Genomic DNA, 21385 nt, shown 5'->3' on the forward strand with positions numbered 1-21385 from the left:
GCGTTTTCATACAGTCTGGGGAAGTTTATGATCATAACGGACATTTTGGTCTTTTTGGTCTCAGGTTTATCCTTTAAACACGTAGCGGTTGACGGGCCTGCCGACTCCGCCGTATTGAACGTCCAATTTAATGGTTCCGGTTTTTTCAAGATAATCAAGGTATCGTCTAGCTGTCACTCTGGCGATGCCGAGCGCCTTGGCGACCTCTTCCGCAGAAAGAGATGCACTTTGCTGTTTCAAAAAAGCAGTAACTTCATTCATCGTAAAATGATTCAGCCCTTTCGGCAGATCCTGTACGGCCTGCTGCGGAATATTCAGGATCGCATCGAGCTGTTCCTGGGACAGCGTATCGCTCGCTTCTATTTTTTGTTTATATTGCTTGTACTTTTCAAGTGCCTGTCTCATTCGCTCAAGCTTAAACGGTTTTAAGATATAGTCAGCCGCTCCATTTTGCAGCATAAGAGAGATCGTTTCTTTGTCTTTTGCAGCGGAGACGACGATGACATCCACTTCAAGTTTTTGCTTTCTGATCTCCTGCAAGGTTTTGATTCCGTCTTTTTTCGGCATGTACACATCGAGAATGACGAGGTCGGGCTGTTTTTCTTTAATCAGCTTAATGCCTTCTTCTCCGTTTCCCGCTGTTGCACAGACAGTAAAGCCCTTGACAGTTGTGATGAAATCCTTGTTTACCTCTTGAACCATCGGATCGTCTTCAATGAGCAGAACCTTCCATTCCTTACGAGCCATGCTGTGCTTCCTCCCCCTTCATTGGAAAAACGATAGAAAAAGATGTTCCCTGTCCCGCGTGTGAATCAACTTCTATCGTGCCCGATCCTTTGTCTGTGATTTGTTTTACTAAATACAGGCCATAGCCTGTGCCGCCTGTTTTATTGACCGTAAATCCTTTGTCGTAAAGGTGCGGCATGTGTGTCGGTTCAATCCCGCAGCCGTTATCTTCTATTAAAATAGCAAGGATATCATCCGTTTGTTCGATACTAATGTCAATTCGCTTGTCATCAGATTGAACGGTTTCAAATGAGCCGAAGGCATTTTCAATCAGATTCCCCAAAAGCACGACGATATCATGCTGGTCAACATGCTCGGGAAATTGCTGAAGGCTGCTGTTTTCATCAATATGAACAGCAATGCCGAGCTCCCTTCCTCTTCTGATTTTACTTAATAGAAGGCCCGCCGCGGCGTCATTTTGAATCGAGCGGTGCAGAAATTCAGTCACATTTTCCTGCTCAGTTGATGCCTGGAATGCAAGCTGCAAGGCTTTTTCAGATTTCCCCAGCTGGATGAGGCCGGCGATTGTATGCAGCTTATTCATATGCTCATGGTTTTGAACGCGGAGCGCCTCCACAAAGTTTTTGACGCCCGTCAATTCCTCTGCCATCTTGGCGGCTTCCGTTCTGTCCTGAAAAATAGCGACGGCGCCGATGACTTTTTTCTTCATGACAATCGGAATTCTGCTGCTCATGATGACCTTTCCGCTGACGCGAATTTCTTCATTATAAACCGCTTTGTTCCGCTCCACGATTTCGGGCAGGCGCGAATCCTTGAGAACGTCCCAAATCACCTTCCCGACCAAATTCCCCTGCACCTCAAAGATCTGTTTCGCTTTTTCATTGAAAATTGTAATGATGAGCCGATTGTCAATGGCAATTACGCCTTCATTCATTGAGTGAAACGTCGCTGTCCGTTCTTCATACATTCGGACAATCTCATGTGGCTCAAGCTGAAACATTTGTTTTTTGATATGGCGCGCCAGCAGAAAGGACCCTGCAAGGCCGAAGCCTAGTGTCAGCACAACGATGAATGTAATATCTCGCTTTAAATGAAGCAGGATGTCTGCGATCCCCGGCAGTGTTTTCCCGACAAGCACCACGCCAATCTGGTTCAGATCATGATCCTTCACCGGATAAAAAGCCCGGACCGCCGTGCCGATCTCACCCTTTGCTTCTGAGAAATAAATGTGCTCCGCAAACGCCGCCTCTTCGTCTGCACCCTTAGATTTCTTGCCGATGCTTGTGCTGACAGGATGCGTATAGCGGATGTGATTCATATCCATGACGACAATATAGTCTGCTTCATTAATCATCCTGATTTCTTCAACCGCATGGCGAACCGCTTCTGTTTGTTTGTTTCTCGCCAAGGCCTCTTTCACTTCTGTCATCTCTGACACCGTCCGGGCCGTATTCATCAAACGTTTTTTCAGCTCCCGCTCCTCTGTATGCTGGATATTGCCAATGAGCACAATGCCGCCGATCAAAAAGGAGAAAATGACGAGTATATAGGATAAAATCGTGATTTTCCAACGGATTGAGAGCTTCTTTTTGTTCATCAGCTTCTCCTTTCAGGTCTTTACGAATGGCATTGTCCCCACTATCCTTAATGAAGGGGAGGGGTTTTCATGAAGAGTTTGCTTGCATGTCTCGCACTGATGATCGCCGGAATTGCAACCGCTTTATTTATCGGATTCCATGATCATACCGGCAGTGAAGAGATTGTTTATGATGACGACCAGGAAGGCTTACAGGATCAAATCGTGTTTAAATTCAGCCATGTGGTTGCCGAAAATACGCCGAAAGGGCTGGCCGCCAATAAATTCGCCGAGCTGGTGAACGAAAAATCAGGCGGGAAAATTAAAATTGAAGTGTTCCCGAATGGTAGCCTGTATTCGGACATCGAAGAAATTGAAGCATTGCAAAACGGCGACGTTCAATTTATCGCCCCCTCCACATCGAAGCTCGGCATGCTCTCGCCTGAATGGGGCGTGCTGGATCTTCCGTATGCATTTACAGATTACGATGCTGTCAAAAAAGGGCTGAACGGCAGCATCGGCACACAGCTGTTTGATTCTCTAAAGAAAAATCAATTAAAAGGACTCGCCTATTGGACAAACGGCTTTAAGCAAATCACGACAAATCAAGGACCGGTCAAAGGCCCGGATGATTTAAAAGGACAAGATCTCCGCATTATGCAAAGCGATGTGATAGAGGATCAGTTCAAGCTGCTTGGCGCAACACCTCATCAGGAATCCTTCAATTCTACCTTTCAGCTGTTAGAAAACAATGTAGTCGATGGCGAAGAAAATACAATCTCAAACATCTATTCTAAAAAATTTTATAATGTTCAGGACTATTTGACAATAAGCAGCCACGGTTATCTCGGCTACGCTGTCATGACTGATGAGCATTTCTGGAACGCGCAAACACCGGAAACAAGGCGCATTTTGACTGAAGCGATGAAGGAAACGACGGAGTGGAACGAAACGTATGCCGAAGAAATGAACAAGGAGCAGCTGGAAGAAATCCAAAAACATTCATCTATTAAAATCTACGAGCTGTCAGATAAAGAGAAAAAAGAATGGATGAAGCGCCTTGATCCTGTTTACCGGCAGTACGAGCCCATCTTCGGCCGGAAGCTGATACAGGAGCTTTTAGAGCTGCGAGAGGATTCGTAATCCCCATCTCGATACGCTGTTTTTCGTTTATCTTTCAATTGATCGGAAATATAAATAGAGATAAACGAAAAAAGGAGATGGAAACATGTTTAAGCATACGAAAAAGCTGCAGCATCCTGCTAAACCAGATCGTCCAGATCCATTATTCGCTAAAAAAATGCAAGAAATTTTAGGCGGGCAATTCGGAGAAATTTCTGTTGCCATGCAATACTTATTTCAAGGCTGGAATACAAGAGGAAATGAAAAATACAAGGATTTGCTGATGGATACGGCAACTGAGGAACTCGGGCATGTTGAAATGATCGCTACGATGATTGCCAGACTTCTTGAGGATGCCCCGCTTGATCAGCAGGAAAAAGCCGCTGAAGATCCGGTCATCGGCTCCATCCTGGGCGGCATGAACCCTCACCATGCAATTGTATCAGGACTTGGCGCCATGCCGGAAAGCAGTACAGGCGTACCTTGGAGCGGCGGCTATATCGTAGCAAGCGGAAACCTGCTGGCAGACTTCCGCGCCAATCTGAATGCGGAATCACAAGGCCGTCTGCAGGTTGCACGCCTGTTTGAAATGACGGATGACAAAGGCGTTAAAGATATGCTCAGCTTCCTGCTGGCGCGTGACACGATGCACCAAAACCAATGGCTCGCCGCTATTAAAGAATTAGAAGCACAAGAAGGCCCGATTGTGCCGGGGACCTTCCCGAAAGCACTTGAAAAACAAGAGTTCTCGCATCAGCTTATCAATTTCTCTGAAGGCGAGGAAAGCGCCGAGCAAACCTGGCTGAACGAAAAAGCGCCGGATGGAGAAGCCTTTGAATATGTGAAAGAAGCTAAAGCTTTTGGAGAAAAACCGGAATTAAAACCAGCACCGCCTTTTGTTCATGATACGCTTCCGGGACGCGAGTAAAGACACAAGCCCAAAACATGATGTTTTGGGCTTTCATTATGCCTTCAGAACCGTCCAGTCTGGTTCGTGCCGGATGTCAGAGTTATGTAACAGATCGTGAATGAACGGTTCACCCTCTTCGTACAGCTTCACTTCTATCGAAAGAATCATTGCCTTCTGTTCATTTTCCTCGTATATGCTGTCATGTTCGTTCTCCATAAAATGATCATAGGCAGCTCTGTTCTCCCAAACGCTGATGATTTCTGCGGTGAACAGTCCATCTGCTGTTTTCCGCCAGCCGCCGGCCTGTTTGATGAAGCCACTTACATGTGATAATGCTCCCCACTGTGACTGCGCTTTTGAAAATGCTTCAGTGTTTGCAGCGTCTACTTCACATACAATCCTTTTGATTAGCATGGCAATTCCTATATGATGACTGTTTTCGCTTGTGTATGCTCGACACAGAGATTCACCGTTCTGACGTAAGAGCGCGTGCGGTGAATCGTTCCTTTTGGGATCAGCAGGCTGTCATTTGCTTTGAGTACCGCGGTTTCTTTGTCCTTAAAATCGATCAGCAGTTCACCTTCAAGAACAATGAATAATTCATCTGAGTCAGGGTGATGGTGCCAGTCATATTCTCCTGTAAACACAGCGAGGCGCACACAGTGGTCGTTGACCTCTGAGATTGGAAAATTGGCGTATTTTTCTTTGACTTCATTGGCGATGGCGAGCAAATTTTGCATCTCGGACATTAGCGAAAACCCCTTTTTTCACTTATTGTATCGTAATACCGGCATAAATTGAGAAAATTCCTAAAATAAAAAAGCGATCCAGCTGATGTGCCGGATCGCTTTTTATCTACAGGTTGTCTGCCTTTATGCTTTTGATTAGTCGTTGTTGCGGGCGTTTCCGCCTTTTGAGCCAATTTCTTGATAGAATTCTTTATCGTGATTTTTGCTTGTTGCCTCTCCGCCTTTACGGCCGATTTCTTGATAGAATTCTTTGTCATGATTTTCGCTAGTGGCTTCTCCGCCTTTTTCGCCGATTTCTTGGTAGAACTCTTTGTCATGGTTTTGGCTAGTGGCTTCTCCGCCTTTTTCGCCGATTTCTTGATAGAATTCTTTGTCATGGTTTTCGCTAGTGGCTTCTCCGCCTTTTTTGCCAATCTCTTGATAGAATTCTTTATCATGGTTTTTGCTTGTTGTTTCTCCGCCTTTTCTACCTGCTTCTTCTCTGCTCATTTTGTTATCGTCTGCCATTTTGAATTCCTCCTTTAATTGGTGTTGGTTGTTGTTTTCCCGCTATCAATTCTTTTAAACAAACAAAGCACATTGGGTGTGTTTCCACTAAAAAAAGCAGGCGGAGCGCGTTGTCCGTCTGCTTTCTTCTATTCCATCTCTTGTTCTGTTTCTTTCAGCCGCTCAAGAATGCGCCTCTTTTTATACAGCATCATGCCCGTTTCGGTAATGTCGTTTAATGTTGAGCGATTGGCTGCCGCGCCAAAGACCATTCCCGCGACCGGCACTAGTTGAAAAAGCTTTTTCCAGCCAAACGTGTCGCGATATCCTAATACGACTTCACGCCAGCCTTGGATTTGAGAAGCGACATTCTTATATGTACGATCTTGATCATAGTCTTTTAATTCTTGCAAAATCGATTTTTTGCCGACAACATCAGCCGATGTCAGCTGCAAACATTTTACGATGAAGACACGCTCTTTTTTCTCCTTTGGGTCATAGCCGTAAGCAACAGCGATATCCTGCAGCGTTTTTAACGACAGACCAAGCACGGCCGGAATGTCTGCCGCCAGCGTAAACACACCGCCCACACCCGTTGTCGCGCCTTGTACGGTTGCCGTGTTGATTCTGTTTTTGCCCATTCCTTCCGCAATTTCATCCATGACAGGCAGAGGCGCTTTTCGGACGTCCTCCAAAGACTCAAAGGTTTGCTCCGGCAGCTTCTTTTGAAACGTTTTGATAATCTGTTTTTCCGATGTCAGATACTGTCCTCCTGTTTGAACAAAGCTGCCGACCTCATCCAAAAGCTTGCCGATCTTTTTCTGAATGAATTCCGGCGTCAGCTTGTCCAGTAGCTGAAACGGGAGACGGCTGAGCTTTTCCCAAAACCAGACTTTTTGCTGATCTTTTTCCCATTTTTCTATTTCTTTTAATTGCTGATGTAAGTCTTCTTTAAGTTCAGGTGTCACCCAACTCGCACTTCCCTTCCGTTTTTTCTACTATATAGTATACCTTCATTTTCTCGAAAACGTTTTTATTTTTCACCTGCGGGTACCATTTTTATAAAAGGAAAAGGAGTGATGGACATGCCTTGGTCGATGAAGGATTATCCCGCTTCATTAAGAAATCTTGAGAAGCCGGTACAGAAAAAAGCAATTGAAATTGCGAATGCGATGATTGATGAGGGCTATGAGGACGGACGCGCGATTCCGATTGCGACAAGCAAAGCAAAGGAATGGGCGGAAAACGCCTCTAAAGAAGAAATTGATGATTTCCTCAAGCATGATGATGAGACAGAACGCGATGAAGATTCAAGCAGTGACAACGGCCCAGAGCTTATGGATAAAGCTGAGCATGTCATCAAGCATAAAAACGGCTGGGCGGTCAAAGCCGAGGGTGCCAAACGTGTCTCTGAGATCAAAGATACAAAGAAAGATGCGATTGAACGGGCAAAGGAAATTGCAGCACATAAAGGCACTGAGGTGATTGTTCATTTGGCTGACGGCAGCGTGCAGAGAAAAATTAAAGCAGAATCATAAAGCGATATGCTTTTCGGTGTTTCAGGTTTGGCATAAGCGGTTATTGATTGATAAATCATTTATGAGAGGTGAGTATAATGATTAGCTTTTTGGTTTCATTAGTTGTTGCGATCGTAATCGGATTAATCGGAAGCGCCATCGTAGGAAACCGGATGCCGGGAGGAATTTTCGGTTCTATGATTGCCGGGCTGATCGGTGCTTGGATCGGACACGGACTCCTTGGCACTTGGGGACCGAGCCTCGCTGGCTTTGCTATTTTCCCAGCCATCATCGGGGCGGCCATCTTCGTGTTCTTGCTGGGCCTCGTATTCCGCGGGCTGCGTAAGGAAGCCTAGACTCATTTCATACAGGAGGCATCGTTTCGAACTGAAACGATGCCTTTTTATATGGGACCTAATCCGAATCCCTACATATCATGTTACATAACAGGGAAAAATTTATGAAAGTACTTTGAACATTTTCGGTTGACAAGAAACCGGGATGGTCATATGATGTAGATAAAATAATTTGCCTTAAGGAAACTCTTTGTTGTTCGGCAAAAACAATCAGAATTCAGGTGAGACATGATGAACAAGGACATCACAGCACAATCTCCCCGTTCCAAAGCAGTCCAAGATGCGCTTGACGGGAAAATCAAAGGATTCAGAGGGCTGCTTCCTTTTCTGGGCCCAGCATTTATAGCAGCCATCGCCTATATTGATCCCGGCAACTTCGCAACGAATATATCAGCGGGTTCTAAATACGGATACATGTTGCTATGGGTGATTTTATTTTCGAATATCATGGCGCTTTTAATCCAATCACTATCCGCCAAACTCGGTATTGCCACAGGCAAAAATCTGCCTGAGGTTGCCCGCGAAGAATTTCCAAAACCCGTCTCCATTGGATTATGGATTCAGGGCGAGCTGGTCATTATCGCAACTGATCTGGCGGAATTTATCGGGGCGGCTCTGGGACTGTATTTGCTGTTTGGCATCCCGATGCTTGAAGCGTCTATTATAGCGGCGATCGGTTCTTTCGCGATATTGGAGCTTCAGCGCCGCGGTTATCGCTCACTTGAAGCCGGCATTGCCGGTATGCTATTTGTAGTGGTGATCGCCTTTGCGTTGCAGACCTTTTTCGCAAAGCCTGATGCCGCGTCAGTGATGAAGGGCCTTTTTGTCCCGGCGTTTCATGGCACTGACAGTGTGCTTCTTGCAGCGGGTATTCTCGGCGCAACCGTTATGCCGCACGCCATTTATTTACACTCTGCCCTTACACAGCGGCGGGTGGTTGGCAAAACTGATACTGAACGGAAAAAAATCTTCAGATTTGAATTTATTGATATTTTAATAGCGATGCTGATTGCAGGAGCTATTAATGCAAGTATGCTGATTGTGGCTGCTGCATTATTCTTCAAAAACGGCCTGTTTGTCGAGGATCTCGATGTGGCATATCAACAATTCGGACATCTTGTCAGCCCTGTGTCAGCGGCTTTATTCGGAATCGGGCTGCTCGTTGCCGGACTATCCAGTTCGTCAGTCGGCACACTTTCAGGCGACGTGATCATGCAGGGATTTATCAACTATCGCATCCCGCTGTATGTACGGCGGTTTATCACGATTATTCCGCCGATCTTGATCATCGCATCAGGCGTCAATCCGACGACCGCTCTCGTACTGAGCCAGGTCGTGCTGTCCTTCGGCATCGCCTTTGCCTTAATCCCGCTTATTATGTTTACAAGCAATAAACGGATTATGGGGTCACTGATCAACGCCAAATGGGTCACAGTGGTTTCTTGGCTGATTGCTGTATTGATCGTTGCTTTGAATATATTTTTAATTGTTGATACGTTTCGTTAAAAAAACCGGCTGCTAAGCCGGTTTTGATTTTTCGCAAAAGCTCATTGATACCCTTTTTGACAGAAATTTGTTATGATAGAAGAAAAAATCGGAGTTTTGATGATGTCAGTATTTATTCTGTTTTATTTGTGGATTGTTCCTATTGTAATCGGAATTTTATGTTCTGTTGTTGCCTATAAATCCAAAGGAAAAATGAGAGTCGCGCCTGGCATTGCCATGATCGTGCTCAGTATCATTTCCTTGATCACCGCGTTTACGGCCGGACACACGAATTTCCACGTGTTTATCGGCGGAATGTTTTTATTCGGCACCTTTTTGGTTGGTTCTGCTTTTCCTTTCTTTTTCGGGCTTAAGAAAAAAGAGAAATAAACTTATAAAGAAGAGAACTCTGCAAGATTTGAAAAGAATAAACATACGAAACATAAAAGGACAAATGCGCTGATCTTTTTGCTTTGAAAGAAGATGCATTTGTCCTTTTGTCCGTTTTGAGCATGGCGAAAATCATGACAGGCTGCATAAATCATTCCTGCTGATCCTAATAAGTACACCACTAATTTTATGGATTCAAACATACTTTCCTCCTTTATTTGCAATGTAATGTTATGATAACTAAAAATACATTTGTTTCCAATGCATAAAAACAAGGGCCTCAAAAGACCCCTGTTTTTTTTAGAATAACCGCTTTAAACTTTTCTTCAGTGACGGCATTTCAAATTTTTGGTTTTCGAAGAAGTTTTTCAGCATGTATTTGCTGAAGCCTTTTGCCTGCCCGTAGGTGATTTTGCCAGGCAGCGGCGGTTCGTTTCCAATCATGACATCCACAACGACCGGTTGGTCAGCATGTAACGCCTCGTGGAAAGCGGGTGCAAGCTCTTCCGCTTTGGTCACCTTGATGCCCTTTGCTCCGCAGCTTTCTGCAAATGCGGCATAGTCGACATTTTGAAGCTTTGTGACATAGTCGATATTGCCTTTGACCTGCTGCTCGTACTCGATCATACCGAGGTTTTCATTGTTTAAAATGACGACGGTGATTGGGAGCTTGTATTTGACGGCGGTCGGGAGATCCTGCATGACCATGGAAAAGCCCCCGTCACCACAGACGGCGATCGCCTGGCGCTCCGGTTCGGACAAGCTTGCTGCGATTGCTCCCGGCAGGCCGCAGCCCATTGTCGCAAGCCAGCTGGAAACGATGAAATCCTGGTTCGCGTTCATTTTGAAATGCCGCGCCATCCAGACTGTCACAGTGCCGACATCTACAGAGAGCACCGCATCATCGGCTGCCGCTTCCTGAAGACGTGCCACGACCTGCTGGGGTTTGAGCGGTGTTTCCGCCTCGGTCTCATCTTTTTCGATTTCGTTCCACCAATGCTGCATATGTTCCGTGCAGGCATTCAGGAATCTTCTGTCTTCCTTCCGTTCAATATACTCCGTTAACTCACGCAGGCCGAGAGTCGAATCACAGACAAGTCCCGCTGTCACCGGATAGCGTTTTCCGATTTTCGCCGGGTCTGAATCGAGCTGGATCGCCGGCGTGTCATCAGGCAAATAATCGCGGTACGGGAATGAAGTCCCGAGCATAATTAATAAATCACATTCCTCCATTGCCTCGTAGGCCGGCTTTGTGCCGATCTGCCCGAGGTTGCCGAGAAAATGCGGGTGCTTATCGGGGACGACGCCTTTTGCCGGGAGCGTGACAACGATCGGGGCTGCAGCTTTGTCCGCAAACTCCTGAAGCTCCCGTTTCGCCTTTTTCATTCCCTGCCCCGCCAAGATAATCGGCTTCTTGGCGTTATTTATATATTGCGCGCAAGTGACAAGCTGTTCTTTTTTCGGTTCAATGTTCCCTTCAATATACACTGGTGAGGTGTACACGGGCTCATGTTTGATTTTCTCCGCAAACAAATCATCAGACACGCTTAATACCGCAACGCCTTTTTTGCTGTAGGCGGTGCGGATCGCCTGATTCAAGAGATCCGGCAGTGATTCCGCACTATGTACCTCTCTATTGAACACAGCCACGTCTTCAAACATTTGCTCAAGCTTGATCTCCTGAAAATAATCCCGTCCGACTTCGCCTGATGAAACCTGTCCTGCAATTGCCAGCACAGGGGCGCCGTCCGCTTTTGCATCATATAAACCGTTTAATAAGTGCACTGCACCCGGCCCTGCGATTGACAGGCAGACGCCGATCTTGCCGGTGAGTTTTGCCTCAGCCGCGGCCGCCAGCGCTGCTACCTCTTCATGGCGGGTTTGAATGAATTTCAATTGATTTCTTTCATGTCTTAATTCCTCGATAAACTCATTTATACTGTCTCCAGGGATGCCGTAAACATGATCAACTCCCCATTGTTCAAGCAGTTCTGTCATTGCTTGTCCTGCAGTTTTGTGTGCCATGCCGTATCCTCCTTTTTCCTTTTTTCAATACCACAGGAGAAACACTTTAAAACCCGGAGACCTTTATCACTTGCCCAGTCTTCTTTTCAACAGGTCGATCACCGCAAGCATGCCTCTGTCCTTGAGGGTGATGGTTGTATCTAGAGCGCCATTCACGAAATCTTTGATTTGCCTTTTTCGGTTCGGCACCATAAAAAGCGGCAAACGGTGCGGAGAAAACCACTTCAATTCCGCTATCTCCATCCCGTTCGCTATCGCTTGTCCGCCTGTTATGTGTCCGGCAAATACATGCTGCTCATCTTGAAACTTTGGCCTTTTGGTAGACACCTATTTTCGCAGAAAGCGTTGCGCTGTATCCCGTTTCTTCCAATACCTCCCGAACTGCCGCTGCCTCAGCCGTTTCCCCGGGATCGACCCTGCCGCCCGGCAGATCCCATAAAGGGACATCCTTTCGTTTAACCAGCAGAATCTGCTGATTGTTGTTCAACACGATCACAAATGCACCTTGTGTATACATTGCATTTCTCCTTTTCCCGCAAAAAAAGACCAAGGTGATTCCCTTGGTCCTAGAGCTTTACTTTTTAAAATGATACGGCAGCGTGGCAACCATTATGTCCTTTTTCCAGAACAGCCGGACTCTGAGGAGGAAAGCCGATTGGTTGTGAAGGATGGTGTGCCAGCGTTTTTTCGTAATAAATTGCGGAAACAGCACCATGACGGAAAACTGCTCCTTCTTCGCTTTTGCCTCAACTGTTTCCAAAAACTTATCAAACGGATGGACAAGGCTTCTGTACGAGGAGTGAAGCGTAACGAGACGCACTCCGTTATTGAGCTCTTCCCAGCGTTTTTCGAATTTCTTTTCCTGTTCTCTGTCAAATGACACGTGAACGGCGATCACCTGATCGGACAGTGATTTCGCATAGTGAATCGATTTTTGCACGACGGTGGTGACACCAGCTACAGGCACAATCACAACCGTACCTTTGATTTCTTCTGGCTCTTTGTCTACGATGCGAAGCTGTTCACCGACAGCTGTGTAGTGATTTTTAATCGCAAAAAACAGCAAAACGACGATAGGCATAAAGATTAACACAGGCCATACAACATTAAACTTCGTCACAAACAGGATCGACAGAACCATAAACGAAATCAAAGCGCCGCAGGAGTTGATCAGCATTTTTCCGATCCACCCTTTTGGTTTTTGCTTAATCCATTTGATGCACATGCCGGTTTGCGAAAGCGTAAATGGAATAAATACGCCCACAGCATATAAGGGGATTAAATGCTCTGTCTGTCCTCCGAATAGCAGGATGAGCACAATCGAAGCAACGCCTAAAAAGATAATCCCATTTGAGAAGCCTAAGCGGTCGCCTCTGACTGTAAACATACGCGGCATGTACTGGTCTCTCGCCAGGTTGAAGGCAAGCTGCGGGAAGGCTGAAAATCCCGTATTTGCCGCAAGGACCAAAATAAGTGATGTGACACCTTGGATCACATAGTAGAACACATTCCGCCCGAAGGTTTCAGACGCAATTTGTGAAACCACCGTTTCATCGGGCTTCGGCGCCGTTCCATAGCCGTATGCGAGCACCGTGATCCCAGAAAACAGAATCGCCAGCAAAATGCCCATCATTGCAAGAGTTCTAGCCGCGTTTCGCGCAGGCGGGTTTTTGAAAGCAGGAATCGCGTTAGAAATGGCCTCAACCCCGGTCAAGGCCGAGCAGCCCGAAGAAAAGGCCTTGAGCAGCAAAAACAGCGTAATGCCGGCTACAGGTGTACCGAGCGGTGTATGATGGACTGGCTGGTCTATTTGCCCTGTCATGAGTTTAAACAACCCGACTGCTATCAAAACCAAAAGTGCCACCACAAACAGATAAACCGGATAGGCAAGAATCGATGCTGATTCCGAAAGCCCGCGCAGGTTCAAAATCATAATGACTAAAACGAGTAAAACAGCAATCGGCACATGATAATCATGCAATACAGGAAAGGCCGACGTGATAGCGTCCGTTCCTGCGGAAATACTTACCGCTACCGTTAAAATATAATCGACAAGCAGTGAACCGCCTGCGATCAATCCCGGCTTTTCACCGAGGTTTTCTTTCGACACAACATACGCCCCGCCGCCCTGCGGGTAAGCGTAAATAATTTGCCTGTATGAAAGAATCAGTGCGAGCAGCAATATGAGGACGCCAATCGCAATCGGAATGGAGTACCAAAATGCAGCAGCACTGATTGTTGCCAAAATGATTAAAATTTGTTCTGTGCCGTATGCGACAGATGAAAGTGCATCTGAGGAAAGCATCGCTAAGGCTTTTAATTTCGTCAGTTTTTGCTCTCCAGCTGCTTGAGATTTTAGTGGTTTCCCAATCAAAAAACGTTTGATTGAATGATACATCGATGTCTTCCCCTTTTAATTTCTCATTTTTCAATTAAAACAATAAAAACATCAGCATCTAGCTCTCACATTTTGTAATAGTCCTTTCTGCTATGATGTCTCTGTATGCGATTTGCATTCTAAAAATGAACAGCAAAAAACACAGAGGCAAACGGATGCCCCTGTGCCATCACATCGAACACAGGTTTCATTCATCTCCTCTCACGAACGCTTACGAGGTTAGCTGACGGATTCGGGCATATGAGAGTTTGCCCTACCTAAAAAGGATTCACCCCAACGGCAAAAAAGCCGTTCTAATGGGTCCCCCGCTCTGATTTCAGATTAAGCGATTTGTTTTCTAAAAGAGATCATACTCCCGTTCCTGCACGTTGTAAAGAGGCTTATTGGCCGGGCGGAAAAAATAAAATGATAGGTTCCACAAATGGAATTTACATACCAAAAATAAAAAAACAGAGGCTAGATTGCCTCTGTTTTATTCTGTATCTGTCTTTCTTTTTCTTCGTCTTACGGCAACCCAAATGAACACTGCCGCAATCACCATAATAAGTGCCAGCACACCAATATACAGCCATTTCTGGCTATTATCCTGTGATGATTGCTCTGTGCTGGAACTGTTAGTTTCAGATTTAAGCTGCTGGTGGTTTGTAAACACCTGCTGGCTGGTGGTTTCGTTAACGACGGTTGCCGAGTCATCGGTACTATTCAGATAACTGATGATCTCTTTCGTGACAGCCGCGCCAGTTCCTTTTGATGGTGCAAAGACAGCCATTGTGTATCGTGTATCCCAAAGAGATGCTTGAGTAAATGCCACTCGTTTTGTTGTCTCATTCAGCATCTCAAAACCTGATACATCAAACGAGCCGTTCTTTGTTTGCGGAACAAGCAGATCTGATGATTTCTCCTTCAGAAGAGAAAATTGATCGATACCCCCTATGAAAATGAGGTTCCGCCCTTTGGCATCATTTGCTGTTACATCAGATGATTTTTTCACCGTATATGAGTGCTGCGCTTCACTGCCGAAGGACTCCGTTACGAGAGAAAGTTCCGCAAGCTTCGATTGGCTTACGGTGTCAGGAAGAACGATTAACGTTGTTTGTTCCTGATTTCCAGCGTAAGGAAGCGGCCACTCTTGGAAATCCGCTGACGGAGACATATCTTTGATGGCGTAAGACAATGTACTGCTTTTATCGATAAAGACCCACTTTTCTTCATCAGTGGTGTTGCAAGGATTGTTTTCCTTTAGCCCAGTCGTAACGAACTGAATATCAATGTAGCGGTTTTTTTGCAGCAGTTTAGGGTCCACTTTTACCATGACATGATAGAATCCGTTTTTATCTTCTTTTCCTAAATCATCAAGCCGGACCGAGTGCGGCTGGCCATTGATCATGATCTTCAGTTCTGCCGCCTGAGAAACCGATTCGTTTTCCGCCGTTAAGGCTTGAATTGTTTCGGACTTCTTCAGCTTGAGCGACAGCTTTGCTGATTGGTTTTGGTCTAAAACCGCCGAAGCTGGATAAAAGTAATGTGCAGAAGAAGTTTTGTCAGCTCCAATTGTGATATCACCCGCTCCAAAATTCTCGAGAGTCAGCTTATTGCTTTCTTTTTTTTCTGCCTGCTTCAGCTTGCTGATTGAGAGTGTGTCGCCGCTGAGCTGGCCTGTATAAGTCTGATCCGTGATGACACTGATTTTTTCAGTGAGCACATCATCGGATGACGCTTCCGCAAACAGAACCGGCTGCTGCTTGCCCTCTGCTTTCAGCACCCGCTCCGCAAGCAGGAGCTTGTCTCCTTTTGCCTGTAAGCCGGCTTGTTTCATCAGCTTTTTCACCTTGCCGTCCCAATGCTTGTCCACGCCGATGAAAATCGTTGGCTTGTCGATTTTCTTCAGTTCAGATTCCGTAATATACGAAATGCTGACACTGCTGTCCGCCGTTTTCAAATAGCCTTCTGTTTTAACTGCAGCTTCGATTTCTGCCGAACTTGGGTCATCCGGAATGACGATGGCGGTTTCTTCCGCTGTATTTCCCGATTGGGCGAAAGGATATGGATAATGATCCAGCGACGTTCCCTTCGCTTCACTGCTGTCCGCCAGCGTCAGGCGGCTGTCCGGATAAATTTTGATCCAGTTGCCGGACGTATCCTGTCTGACGCAAACGCCCTCTTTCATCACGCCGTAAAATTTCAGCGATACGTTGTGATAGCCTTGGGCAGACTGGCTTTTATTCAGGTTTAGCTTTACTGTTTTCCGTTTGGAATCACCATCAAGCTTTAACGTTTTGACCGGTTCATCGTCAATGACAGCCGTTAACGATGATGGAGAAATTAAAAGATTTGATGCCTCGTATTCAATCACCAATTGTTGGTTGCCGGAAGAGGCGCCTGCCGGGATCTGATACGTCAGCTCCGCGCTGTCTTTTGATCCGTACAGTGTAATCAGGTCGCTTGTCAGCACCTGCTGTTTAGCTTGTTCTTGGCTGCTTTTTCCGAGGAGCGAACCGCTGACCTCCACCTCTTTGGCAAAAGCCGTTTGTCCGGCCATCGCCATGAGCATGAAGCTTGTGAGAAAAATCATTATTTGTTTCAAAAAGGTCACCCGCTTTTATGTTGATTGTATCGTTCTGTTTTGTACCATTTGACCTCCTGCTTGAATAAACGGTGCTTGATTTCTACGAATAAAGAATAGATGACCAGCACAATCCATGCCTGCGAGTATGTAAAGTACATGAGAAATACGATAAAAAAGTTTTGCCTGTTCATTTCTGTTTTTTCAATGCTCAACGTAATCATGACCTCTGTCATAAATAAGAAGAACGCCAAAATCCAGAGAATCATTGCCAAAAAACCGACCGACAAATGCAAATCATAAAACAGATTCACTACAAATATCGTATTTGACATGATCACGCCAAAGAAAAACAGAAAGTACGTAAAGAAAAAATAAAACAAATCAAAGATAATCCGTTTTCGTTTCAGCTTGAAAAACTGCGCCAAAAATTTCAGCACAACATATTGATTGCCGCGCGCCCATCTGGTGCGCTGGCGCCACCACACCTTCCACGTTTCCGGCTCCTGCTCCCAAGTGATGGCGGCAGGGAAAAAGCGGATGTGGTAGCCAAGGTTATACACCCGGATCGTCAGCTCGGTATCCTCAGCAAGCGCTTTGTCATCCCAGCCCCCGAGCTTTTCGATAATGCTTCTGCGGATCGCGAAGTTGGTGCCTGGGATAGTGGCGATTTTGAACCACTTCCATCTGCCTCCCTGGGCCATCCATTGAAAACAGATCGTTTCGATATTAATAAACTTCGTCAGCAGCGTCTTTGCCGCATTGATGACGCGGAATTTCCCAACCACGGCGCCTGCCTTTTCGTCATTCATCAGGCCGAGCACAAGGTAGTACACGGCCATTTTCTCAGGCGTGTTGTCGGCGTCATATACACAGATCACATCGCCGTTTGATTCGGCAAAACCAGAGTTAAGTGCAGAGGATTTGCCTTTTCCTGCGTTTGGCGGCTTCGTAATCACCATTTTGATGAAATCGTATTTCTCGGAAAATTCATTGACGATATCACCCGTCCGGTCTGATGAATTGTCATTAACGACGATAATCTCCAGACGGTCCTTCGGATAATAAAGGTTGACCATCGCCTTCAGCGTCTGCCGAATCACAACCTCTTCGTTATGCGCCGGGATGAGAACACTAACCTTTGGCAGCTCCTTCATGTTTTCTCTCCACTTCGGGATGTCCCGTTCGAAGGTCATATAGTGGCGAAATCCGCCCTGCATGAGAAACATGTGGTAGAGAAGCATAACCCATATTAAACTTAGCGAGATAAAGAACAGCGTATTACCCAAGGCTTCTTCTCTCCTTAAAAATTCGTTTTTTCAATGTGGCTCTCAAGTAAAACGTATAACTGACAAACATGACGACAAATAAGAGCACGATTGCGGAGAGAATCCATAACGCCTTTTCCAGAGGGGTTTGCCGATGATGATCGAAAAACTCGTCAATGGCGCTTACGCCGTTTTTCACCTGAATCGTTCCGTCACCGCTTGTATGGATTTCCACTTTGTCTGTTTTGACGGTTTGTTTCGTTTTCTTTAAATCAAGCCATTCACTGTCTGGAATGCGTTCCATTTGATCAACCAGCTCCGGCAGATATTTCATCCCGAGATACGGGTGATAAAATCCTCCGGCTACTCCACCTTCAAAATCAATCATCTGGGAGATGTGCTCCTCCATATCGCCGAGCGGGTTTTGCTTAGATGTATCGACAAAGCCGATTGTTTCCGGATACAGCGTCATGCCGTGCAACATCGAAGGAGCACTCACAAACGGGGGTGCACCGGATGTTTTCCACGTTGTGCTACTGAGCTGAACCTGGCCGAATATGCTTGTAAAATACTGCGAGGCGATCTGATAGCCATATTCGGACATCGTGTAATGCGGGGCTTCAAATGCAAGCGGGTAGAGACCCGATGATGTCAAATCCTCAATAGCGCGCGTCAGTTTTTGCTTTGTATACGTTTCTTCCTTTTCACGAAATGGTTTTAGATAGCTGTTATAGGCGTGTTCGTTCGGAAAGTCCTGCTCTTTTTCCAAAATGGATGGGGTGTCTTCGGCATTTCCAGATGTAATCGGCTGATCCGCCTTTGCATCCCAAAATTCAAAGCCCTCTCCTGTTTCACTGTAGCGATAGGCGTGTGTATAGCCGTGAACAATGATACTGCCACCCATGCTTTGCAGCTTTTTCAGCACCTGGACCATCTTCGGTTTATCAGACAAATACACTTTGTCGCCTGTTTCCGGATTCAAGTAAACGGGAATCACTGCCAGGATAAAAGGAACATGCCTCTTATGCAGATATGTACCGGCTTGAAGCAGCAATTTTTCATCAGACATCGGGCTGATATCCTCGAGACGCAAATACAATAACGTCGTCCCCGCCTTCTCACCGAAAACTTCTCTGAGCTGTTTCGCCACGATCAAATTGTCATTCAACAAATTCGTTAATCCAATGTACACATTGTCTTTTTTTGTTTTCCATATAAAAGAATGCGTTTTGCCGTCACCGGCTTTGAAGGTATAAAGCGCCTTTCCTTTCAGGCCTGATACGCTCAGCACGTGAAGCCCGCTCTCCAGAGATACCTCGGCCTTTTCCGACCTGATGTGGACCTGGTACACATTTTCTTTGCGGGCTAATGAAAGCCCGTAAAATTGGCTGATTTGGCCAGCGTTATAGCCGATGGCGACAACAGGTTTTTTTACGTTGCTGATAAGAGACACTAATTTTTTGCTGAGCTTTCTTTTCGTTTGGCCGTAATAAATCACATGGTCTTTGCCTTTGAAATCCGACTCTTCCACGTCTGAATCTTTTTTGACGGTCACATGGGGTGTGAAGTGACCCGCAAGCAAATCGAGCATTTTGACTTGAGACGACTCTTTGCCGTCCAAGGTTGAATAGATGATGAGGATGCCGGCATCCTGCTCTTTCGCTTGTGCGGAAACGGGAAAAGATGCAATAGCCGAAAGCAGAAGCATTGTGACGCAGAGCAGCGTGATTCCTTTATAATTCATTCATCATCATCTCGTTTTCCAGTTCTTCTAAAAATTGATCAGCTGTTTTGATATCTTTACGGTAAGGCAAGTAGCAGACGTGGAACGTGAGCGACACATACTTTCCATTTTCCAGCTGATACGTGTCTAATTGTTTTTTCAGCTTTGTCAGGACGGCCGGCATATGTTCAGCTGGCGTGTGCGTCAGCACGATCCCGATACGCTCGTCAGAGGGGCGGAATTTCTTATCCGTTTCCCTGACGCTTGACCTGATTTGCTGACTGACATATTGGAAGAGGCGGTCTGTTTCTTTTTCACCGTACAAAGACTTAAACTCTTTGAAATAATGCATATGCAGCAGCAAAAACACGAAAGAATTGCCGTAGCGCTCCGCCCGCTTGATTTCCTCTGAAAGTTCCAGCTTCATCCTCTGCTTGTTATCAAATCCGGTCACTCTGTCCACAGCGACAAAGCTTTTGATTTCGGATTGAAGCCGTGTAACTGATCGCCGAAGCTCTACTGCAATATCGTGGATTCTTCCTGATATAAAAGAAAACAGCAAAAGCGCAATTCCCCACACGACAAGCATTCGCAGCCCTTCCTCAGCCGGAAACAGCGCAGCCTGTCCAGTCTGGAAAAACATCATTAAGGTACCGAGAACAAAGAGTACGATTAAGGTCACTGCCAGCGCGTAAATCGGGCCGAACCAGATGCCTGCGGCGATGACGGCAAACGTGATGCAAATGATCAGAGCGCCTTCCGATTGCTGGGCTGACACATAATAAATAAACAGAGACAGGGCTGCAATGAGCCCTGAAAAATAAGCAAATAATTTTTGTGATTCATTGAATGATATTTTCATTAAAAAGCTTCCTTTCGGCTAACAGCGGCAGCAGATTGTCAAAAGAATGCGTCTGAGTGCCGCTCATATAGCCTCCATAATACGATTTCACCGGATCATGAATTTCAAAGTCACTCATTCTGTCATATATGGCTTTGATGACAGAGCTGTCTTCATGCTGTTTCGTTAAAAATAATACGGCTAATGCGTATACGGATGGCGACTCATATTGGACGGCAGGCTCCTTCGTATCTGCCGAATATCGTCCGTACAGCTTTCCGTTTGTCTGAAATTCCTGCTTGATCCAGTCCGCTAAAACAGCGGCATTTTCATTCCCTTCCGGCAAATGCCAAGCAGCGTACAGCTGATCAATCAGGTTGATTTCACTATCATACGTGTATTCCTTCGTGACAGAGCTGTATGTTTTCGGCAAAAAGCCATTTTTTAAAGGAGCTGAATAGAGAACATTGGCATTCCGCTGTTCCGTTTCTTCGTCTATGATTCCATTCTTCTTTAAGACAGCTAATGCATCAGGCATGACGTATGAAATCGTCACATCCTTTGAAGCGGCCTGTGAGTCATAAAAGTCTGTAAATAATCCGTTGTTCATATTGTATGTCTTCAAAGCCGTGCCGATATCCCGGGCCGTTTGCGCGTAGTCGCTGCGGCCCCATTTTGCGGCAGCTTGGTCAAGAGACAGCATAATTCTCATATCATCTATCAGCGCATTCGTCCCGCTCGCTTGGCCGTTTTGGATCTTCCACGTTACCAAGTGATTGCTCAGCAGAAATGAATCCGTCAGATGCTGATATTGATCCTGGAAATGCGGGGCATCATTTTTGCTGACCAAAAACTCCATCCACAGGCCAAGAGATTCTGATAGATACGAAGGCTGTTCTGAAAAATCGGTTTTGATTAACCCTTGGTCATTCATTAGATTGTGATAGATGAAATACTCTGCCGGCTGGAGCGGGCTGGTGTTCATTTCTGCTGTTGACTGATTTTGGGTCTTGTTTCCAGCTTCAACACACCCTGCGGAAAGTCCGATAGATAAGAAGAATAAGATGACAGCAATTAACAGATGCCTCACAGGCAAATCCCCCTTTGTCGCCCGAAACGAATCAGACGCTCACAAATATATATAGACGAAAATATGACTGCCATGTTACAAAGTACATTTACTATAAAAGAAAAAAATGCAGATTGCTAGCTTTTTTTCCCCTTTTTGA

Annotated in this window: 19 protein-coding genes, 1 pseudogene and 1 riboswitch; of the genes and pseudogenes, 6 read left to right on the plus strand and 14 right to left on the minus strand. The window is 45.8% G+C overall.

Translation table 11 applies throughout. The annotated features are described in order from the left end of the window. Nucleotides 1-66: 66 nt before the first annotated feature. Together dctR and dctS are read right to left on the minus strand one after the other, a co-directional pair. Nucleotides 67-747: a two-component system response regulator DctR gene (gene dctR / locus AC0DBE_RS10625; RefSeq protein WP_326199791.1), complete on the minus strand. Its 681-nt coding sequence runs from the start codon at nt 745-747 to the stop codon at nt 67-69. Further along, on the minus strand, nt 737-2344 hold the full coding sequence (gene dctS, locus AC0DBE_RS10630) for a two-component system sensor histidine kinase DctS (protein ID WP_326199793.1): 1608 nt from the start codon (nt 2342-2344) through the stop codon (nt 737-739). The genes dctR and dctS overlap by 11 nt, the downstream gene beginning before the upstream one ends. 69 nt (nt 2345-2413) lie before the next feature. Between dctS and dctB the strand changes: the two genes are divergently transcribed. Together dctB and AC0DBE_RS10640 are read left to right on the plus strand one after the other, a co-directional pair. Further along, nucleotides 2414-3466, plus strand: a complete 1053-nt coding sequence (gene dctB, locus AC0DBE_RS10635; protein ID WP_472962069.1) for a C4-dicarboxylate TRAP transporter substrate-binding protein DctB — start codon at nt 2414-2416, stop codon at nt 3464-3466. Between the two features lie 85 nt (nt 3467-3551). Further along, nucleotides 3552-4373, plus strand: coding sequence for a manganese catalase (locus tag AC0DBE_RS10640; protein ID WP_014112714.1), 822 nt, complete (start codon nt 3552-3554; stop codon nt 4371-4373). 36 nt (nt 4374-4409) lie between these two features. On the opposite strand, the gene AC0DBE_RS10645 is transcribed toward AC0DBE_RS10640, so the two are convergent. The 4 genes from AC0DBE_RS10645 to AC0DBE_RS10660 form a co-directional block, all read right to left on the minus strand. After that, nucleotides 4410-4769, minus strand: a complete 360-nt coding sequence (locus tag AC0DBE_RS10645; protein WP_014112713.1) for a YdbC family protein — start codon at nt 4767-4769, stop codon at nt 4410-4412. Nucleotides 4770-4777: 8 nt separating this feature from the next. Then, nucleotides 4778-5104 (minus strand): cupin domain-containing protein, encoded by a 327-nt coding sequence (locus tag AC0DBE_RS10650; protein WP_014112712.1) that lies wholly within the window; start codon nt 5102-5104, stop codon nt 4778-4780. A gap of 135 nt (nt 5105-5239) precedes the next feature. Further along, nucleotides 5240-5611 (minus strand): glucose starvation-inducible protein GsiB, encoded by a 372-nt coding sequence (gene gsiB, locus AC0DBE_RS10655; protein WP_014112711.1) that lies wholly within the window; start codon nt 5609-5611, stop codon nt 5240-5242. 128 nt (nt 5612-5739) lie between these two features. Continuing rightward, nucleotides 5740-6558 (minus strand): EcsC family protein, encoded by an 819-nt coding sequence (locus AC0DBE_RS10660; RefSeq protein WP_014112710.1) that lies wholly within the window; start codon nt 6556-6558, stop codon nt 5740-5742. Nucleotides 6559-6675: 117 nt separating this feature from the next. Between AC0DBE_RS10660 and AC0DBE_RS10665 the strand changes: the two genes are divergently transcribed. From AC0DBE_RS10665 to AC0DBE_RS10680, 4 genes are all read left to right on the plus strand, one after another. Continuing rightward, nucleotides 6676-7128, plus strand: a complete 453-nt coding sequence (locus tag AC0DBE_RS10665) for a DUF2188 domain-containing protein (RefSeq protein ID WP_461719652.1) — start codon at nt 6676-6678, stop codon at nt 7126-7128. A 77-nt stretch (nt 7129-7205) separates the two neighbouring features. Further along, complete coding sequence (locus AC0DBE_RS10670) at nt 7206-7463, plus strand: GlsB/YeaQ/YmgE family stress response membrane protein (protein WP_014112708.1); 258 nt, start codon at nt 7206-7208, stop codon at nt 7461-7463. Nucleotides 7464-7691: 228 nt separating this feature from the next. Further along, the gene (locus AC0DBE_RS10675) at nt 7692-8969 is read left to right on the plus strand and encodes an Nramp family divalent metal transporter (RefSeq protein ID WP_087987686.1); all 1278 of its coding nucleotides are present in this window, start codon (nt 7692-7694) and stop codon (nt 8967-8969) included. Nucleotides 8970-9071: 102 nt separating this feature from the next. Further along, a complete protein-coding gene (locus AC0DBE_RS10680) occupies nt 9072-9338 on the plus strand; it encodes a hypothetical protein (protein WP_041521127.1) in 267 nt (88 codons plus the stop codon). A gap of 300 nt (nt 9339-9638) precedes the next feature. Here the strand turns inward: AC0DBE_RS10680 and AC0DBE_RS10685 are convergent, their stop codons facing one another. The 8 genes and pseudogenes from AC0DBE_RS10685 to AC0DBE_RS10720 form a co-directional block, all read right to left on the minus strand. Continuing rightward, nucleotides 9639-11363 (minus strand): pyruvate oxidase, encoded by a 1725-nt coding sequence (locus AC0DBE_RS10685; RefSeq protein WP_472962074.1) that lies wholly within the window; start codon nt 11361-11363, stop codon nt 9639-9641. 66 nt (nt 11364-11429) lie between these two features. Then, nucleotides 11430-11880 (minus strand): annotated as a pseudogene (locus AC0DBE_RS10690) (NUDIX hydrolase). Between the two features lie 57 nt (nt 11881-11937). Next, the gene (gene kimA, locus AC0DBE_RS10695) at nt 11938-13761 is read right to left on the minus strand and encodes a potassium transporter KimA (RefSeq protein ID WP_072181707.1); all 1824 of its coding nucleotides are present in this window, start codon (nt 13759-13761) and stop codon (nt 11938-11940) included. 193 nt (nt 13762-13954) lie between these two features. Next, a riboswitch (cyclic di-AMP (ydaO/yuaA leader) is annotated at nt 13955-14099 on the minus strand. Between the two features lie 134 nt (nt 14100-14233). After that, the gene (locus tag AC0DBE_RS10700; RefSeq protein WP_472962077.1) at nt 14234-16345 is read right to left on the minus strand and encodes a cellulose biosynthesis cyclic di-GMP-binding regulatory protein BcsB; all 2112 of its coding nucleotides are present in this window, start codon (nt 16343-16345) and stop codon (nt 14234-14236) included. A 5-nt stretch (nt 16346-16350) separates the two neighbouring features. Continuing rightward, complete coding sequence (locus tag AC0DBE_RS10705; RefSeq protein WP_014112700.1) at nt 16351-17613, minus strand: glycosyltransferase family 2 protein; 1263 nt, start codon at nt 17611-17613, stop codon at nt 16351-16353. Further along, nucleotides 17606-19315: a DUF2334 domain-containing protein gene (locus AC0DBE_RS10710; RefSeq protein WP_472962236.1), complete on the minus strand. Its 1710-nt coding sequence runs from the start codon at nt 19313-19315 to the stop codon at nt 17606-17608. Before AC0DBE_RS10710 ends, AC0DBE_RS10705 begins: the two co-directional genes overlap by 8 nt. 10 nt (nt 19316-19325) lie before the next feature. Further along, on the minus strand, nt 19326-20177 hold the full coding sequence (gene epsK / locus AC0DBE_RS10715; RefSeq protein WP_472962080.1) for a cyclic-di-GMP receptor EpsK: 852 nt from the start codon (nt 20175-20177) through the stop codon (nt 19326-19328). Continuing rightward, on the minus strand, nt 20158-21246 hold the full coding sequence (locus AC0DBE_RS10720; protein WP_072565759.1) for a glycosyl hydrolase family 8: 1089 nt from the start codon (nt 21244-21246) through the stop codon (nt 20158-20160). Before AC0DBE_RS10720 ends, epsK begins: the two co-directional genes overlap by 20 nt. Nucleotides 21247-21385: the final 139 nt, after the last annotated feature.

Source organism: Bacillus sp. VA15 (assembly GCF_055721145.1).

What these genes read in the sequence shown, in the direction of transcription:
- AC0DBE_RS10680 (WP_041521127.1), top strand. Translation starts at nt 9,072, where the DNA reads ATGTCAGTATTTATTCTGTTTTATTTGTGGATTGTTCCTATTGTAATC.
- AC0DBE_RS10665 (WP_461719652.1), top strand. Translation starts at nt 6,676, where the DNA reads ATGCCTTGGTCGATGAAGGATTATCCCGCTTCATTAAGAAATCTTGAG.
- dctR (WP_326199791.1), bottom strand. Translation starts at nt 747, where the DNA reads ATGGCTCGTAAGGAATGGAAGGTTCTGCTCATTGAAGACGATCCGATG.
- AC0DBE_RS10650 (WP_014112712.1), bottom strand. Translation starts at nt 5,104, where the DNA reads ATGTCCGAGATGCAAAATTTGCTCGCCATCGCCAATGAAGTCAAAGAA.
- AC0DBE_RS10670 (WP_014112708.1), top strand. Translation starts at nt 7,206, where the DNA reads ATGATTAGCTTTTTGGTTTCATTAGTTGTTGCGATCGTAATCGGATTA.
- kimA (WP_072181707.1), bottom strand. Translation starts at nt 13,761, where the DNA reads ATGTATCATTCAATCAAACGTTTTTTGATTGGGAAACCACTAAAATCT.
- AC0DBE_RS10685 (WP_472962074.1), bottom strand. Translation starts at nt 11,363, where the DNA reads ATGGCACACAAAACTGCAGGACAAGCAATGACAGAACTGCTTGAACAA.
- AC0DBE_RS10675 (WP_087987686.1), top strand. Translation starts at nt 7,692, where the DNA reads ATGATGAACAAGGACATCACAGCACAATCTCCCCGTTCCAAAGCAGTC.
- epsK (WP_472962080.1), bottom strand. Translation starts at nt 20,177, where the DNA reads ATGAAAATATCATTCAATGAATCACAAAAATTATTTGCTTATTTTTCA.
- gsiB (WP_014112711.1), bottom strand. Translation starts at nt 5,611, where the DNA reads ATGGCAGACGATAACAAAATGAGCAGAGAAGAAGCAGGTAGAAAAGGC.
- AC0DBE_RS10645 (WP_014112713.1), bottom strand. Translation starts at nt 4,769, where the DNA reads ATGCTAATCAAAAGGATTGTATGTGAAGTAGACGCTGCAAACACTGAA.
- dctS (WP_326199793.1), bottom strand. Translation starts at nt 2,344, where the DNA reads ATGAACAAAAAGAAGCTCTCAATCCGTTGGAAAATCACGATTTTATCC.
- AC0DBE_RS10640 (WP_014112714.1), top strand. Translation starts at nt 3,552, where the DNA reads ATGTTTAAGCATACGAAAAAGCTGCAGCATCCTGCTAAACCAGATCGT.
- dctB (WP_472962069.1), top strand. Translation starts at nt 2,414, where the DNA reads ATGAAGAGTTTGCTTGCATGTCTCGCACTGATGATCGCCGGAATTGCA.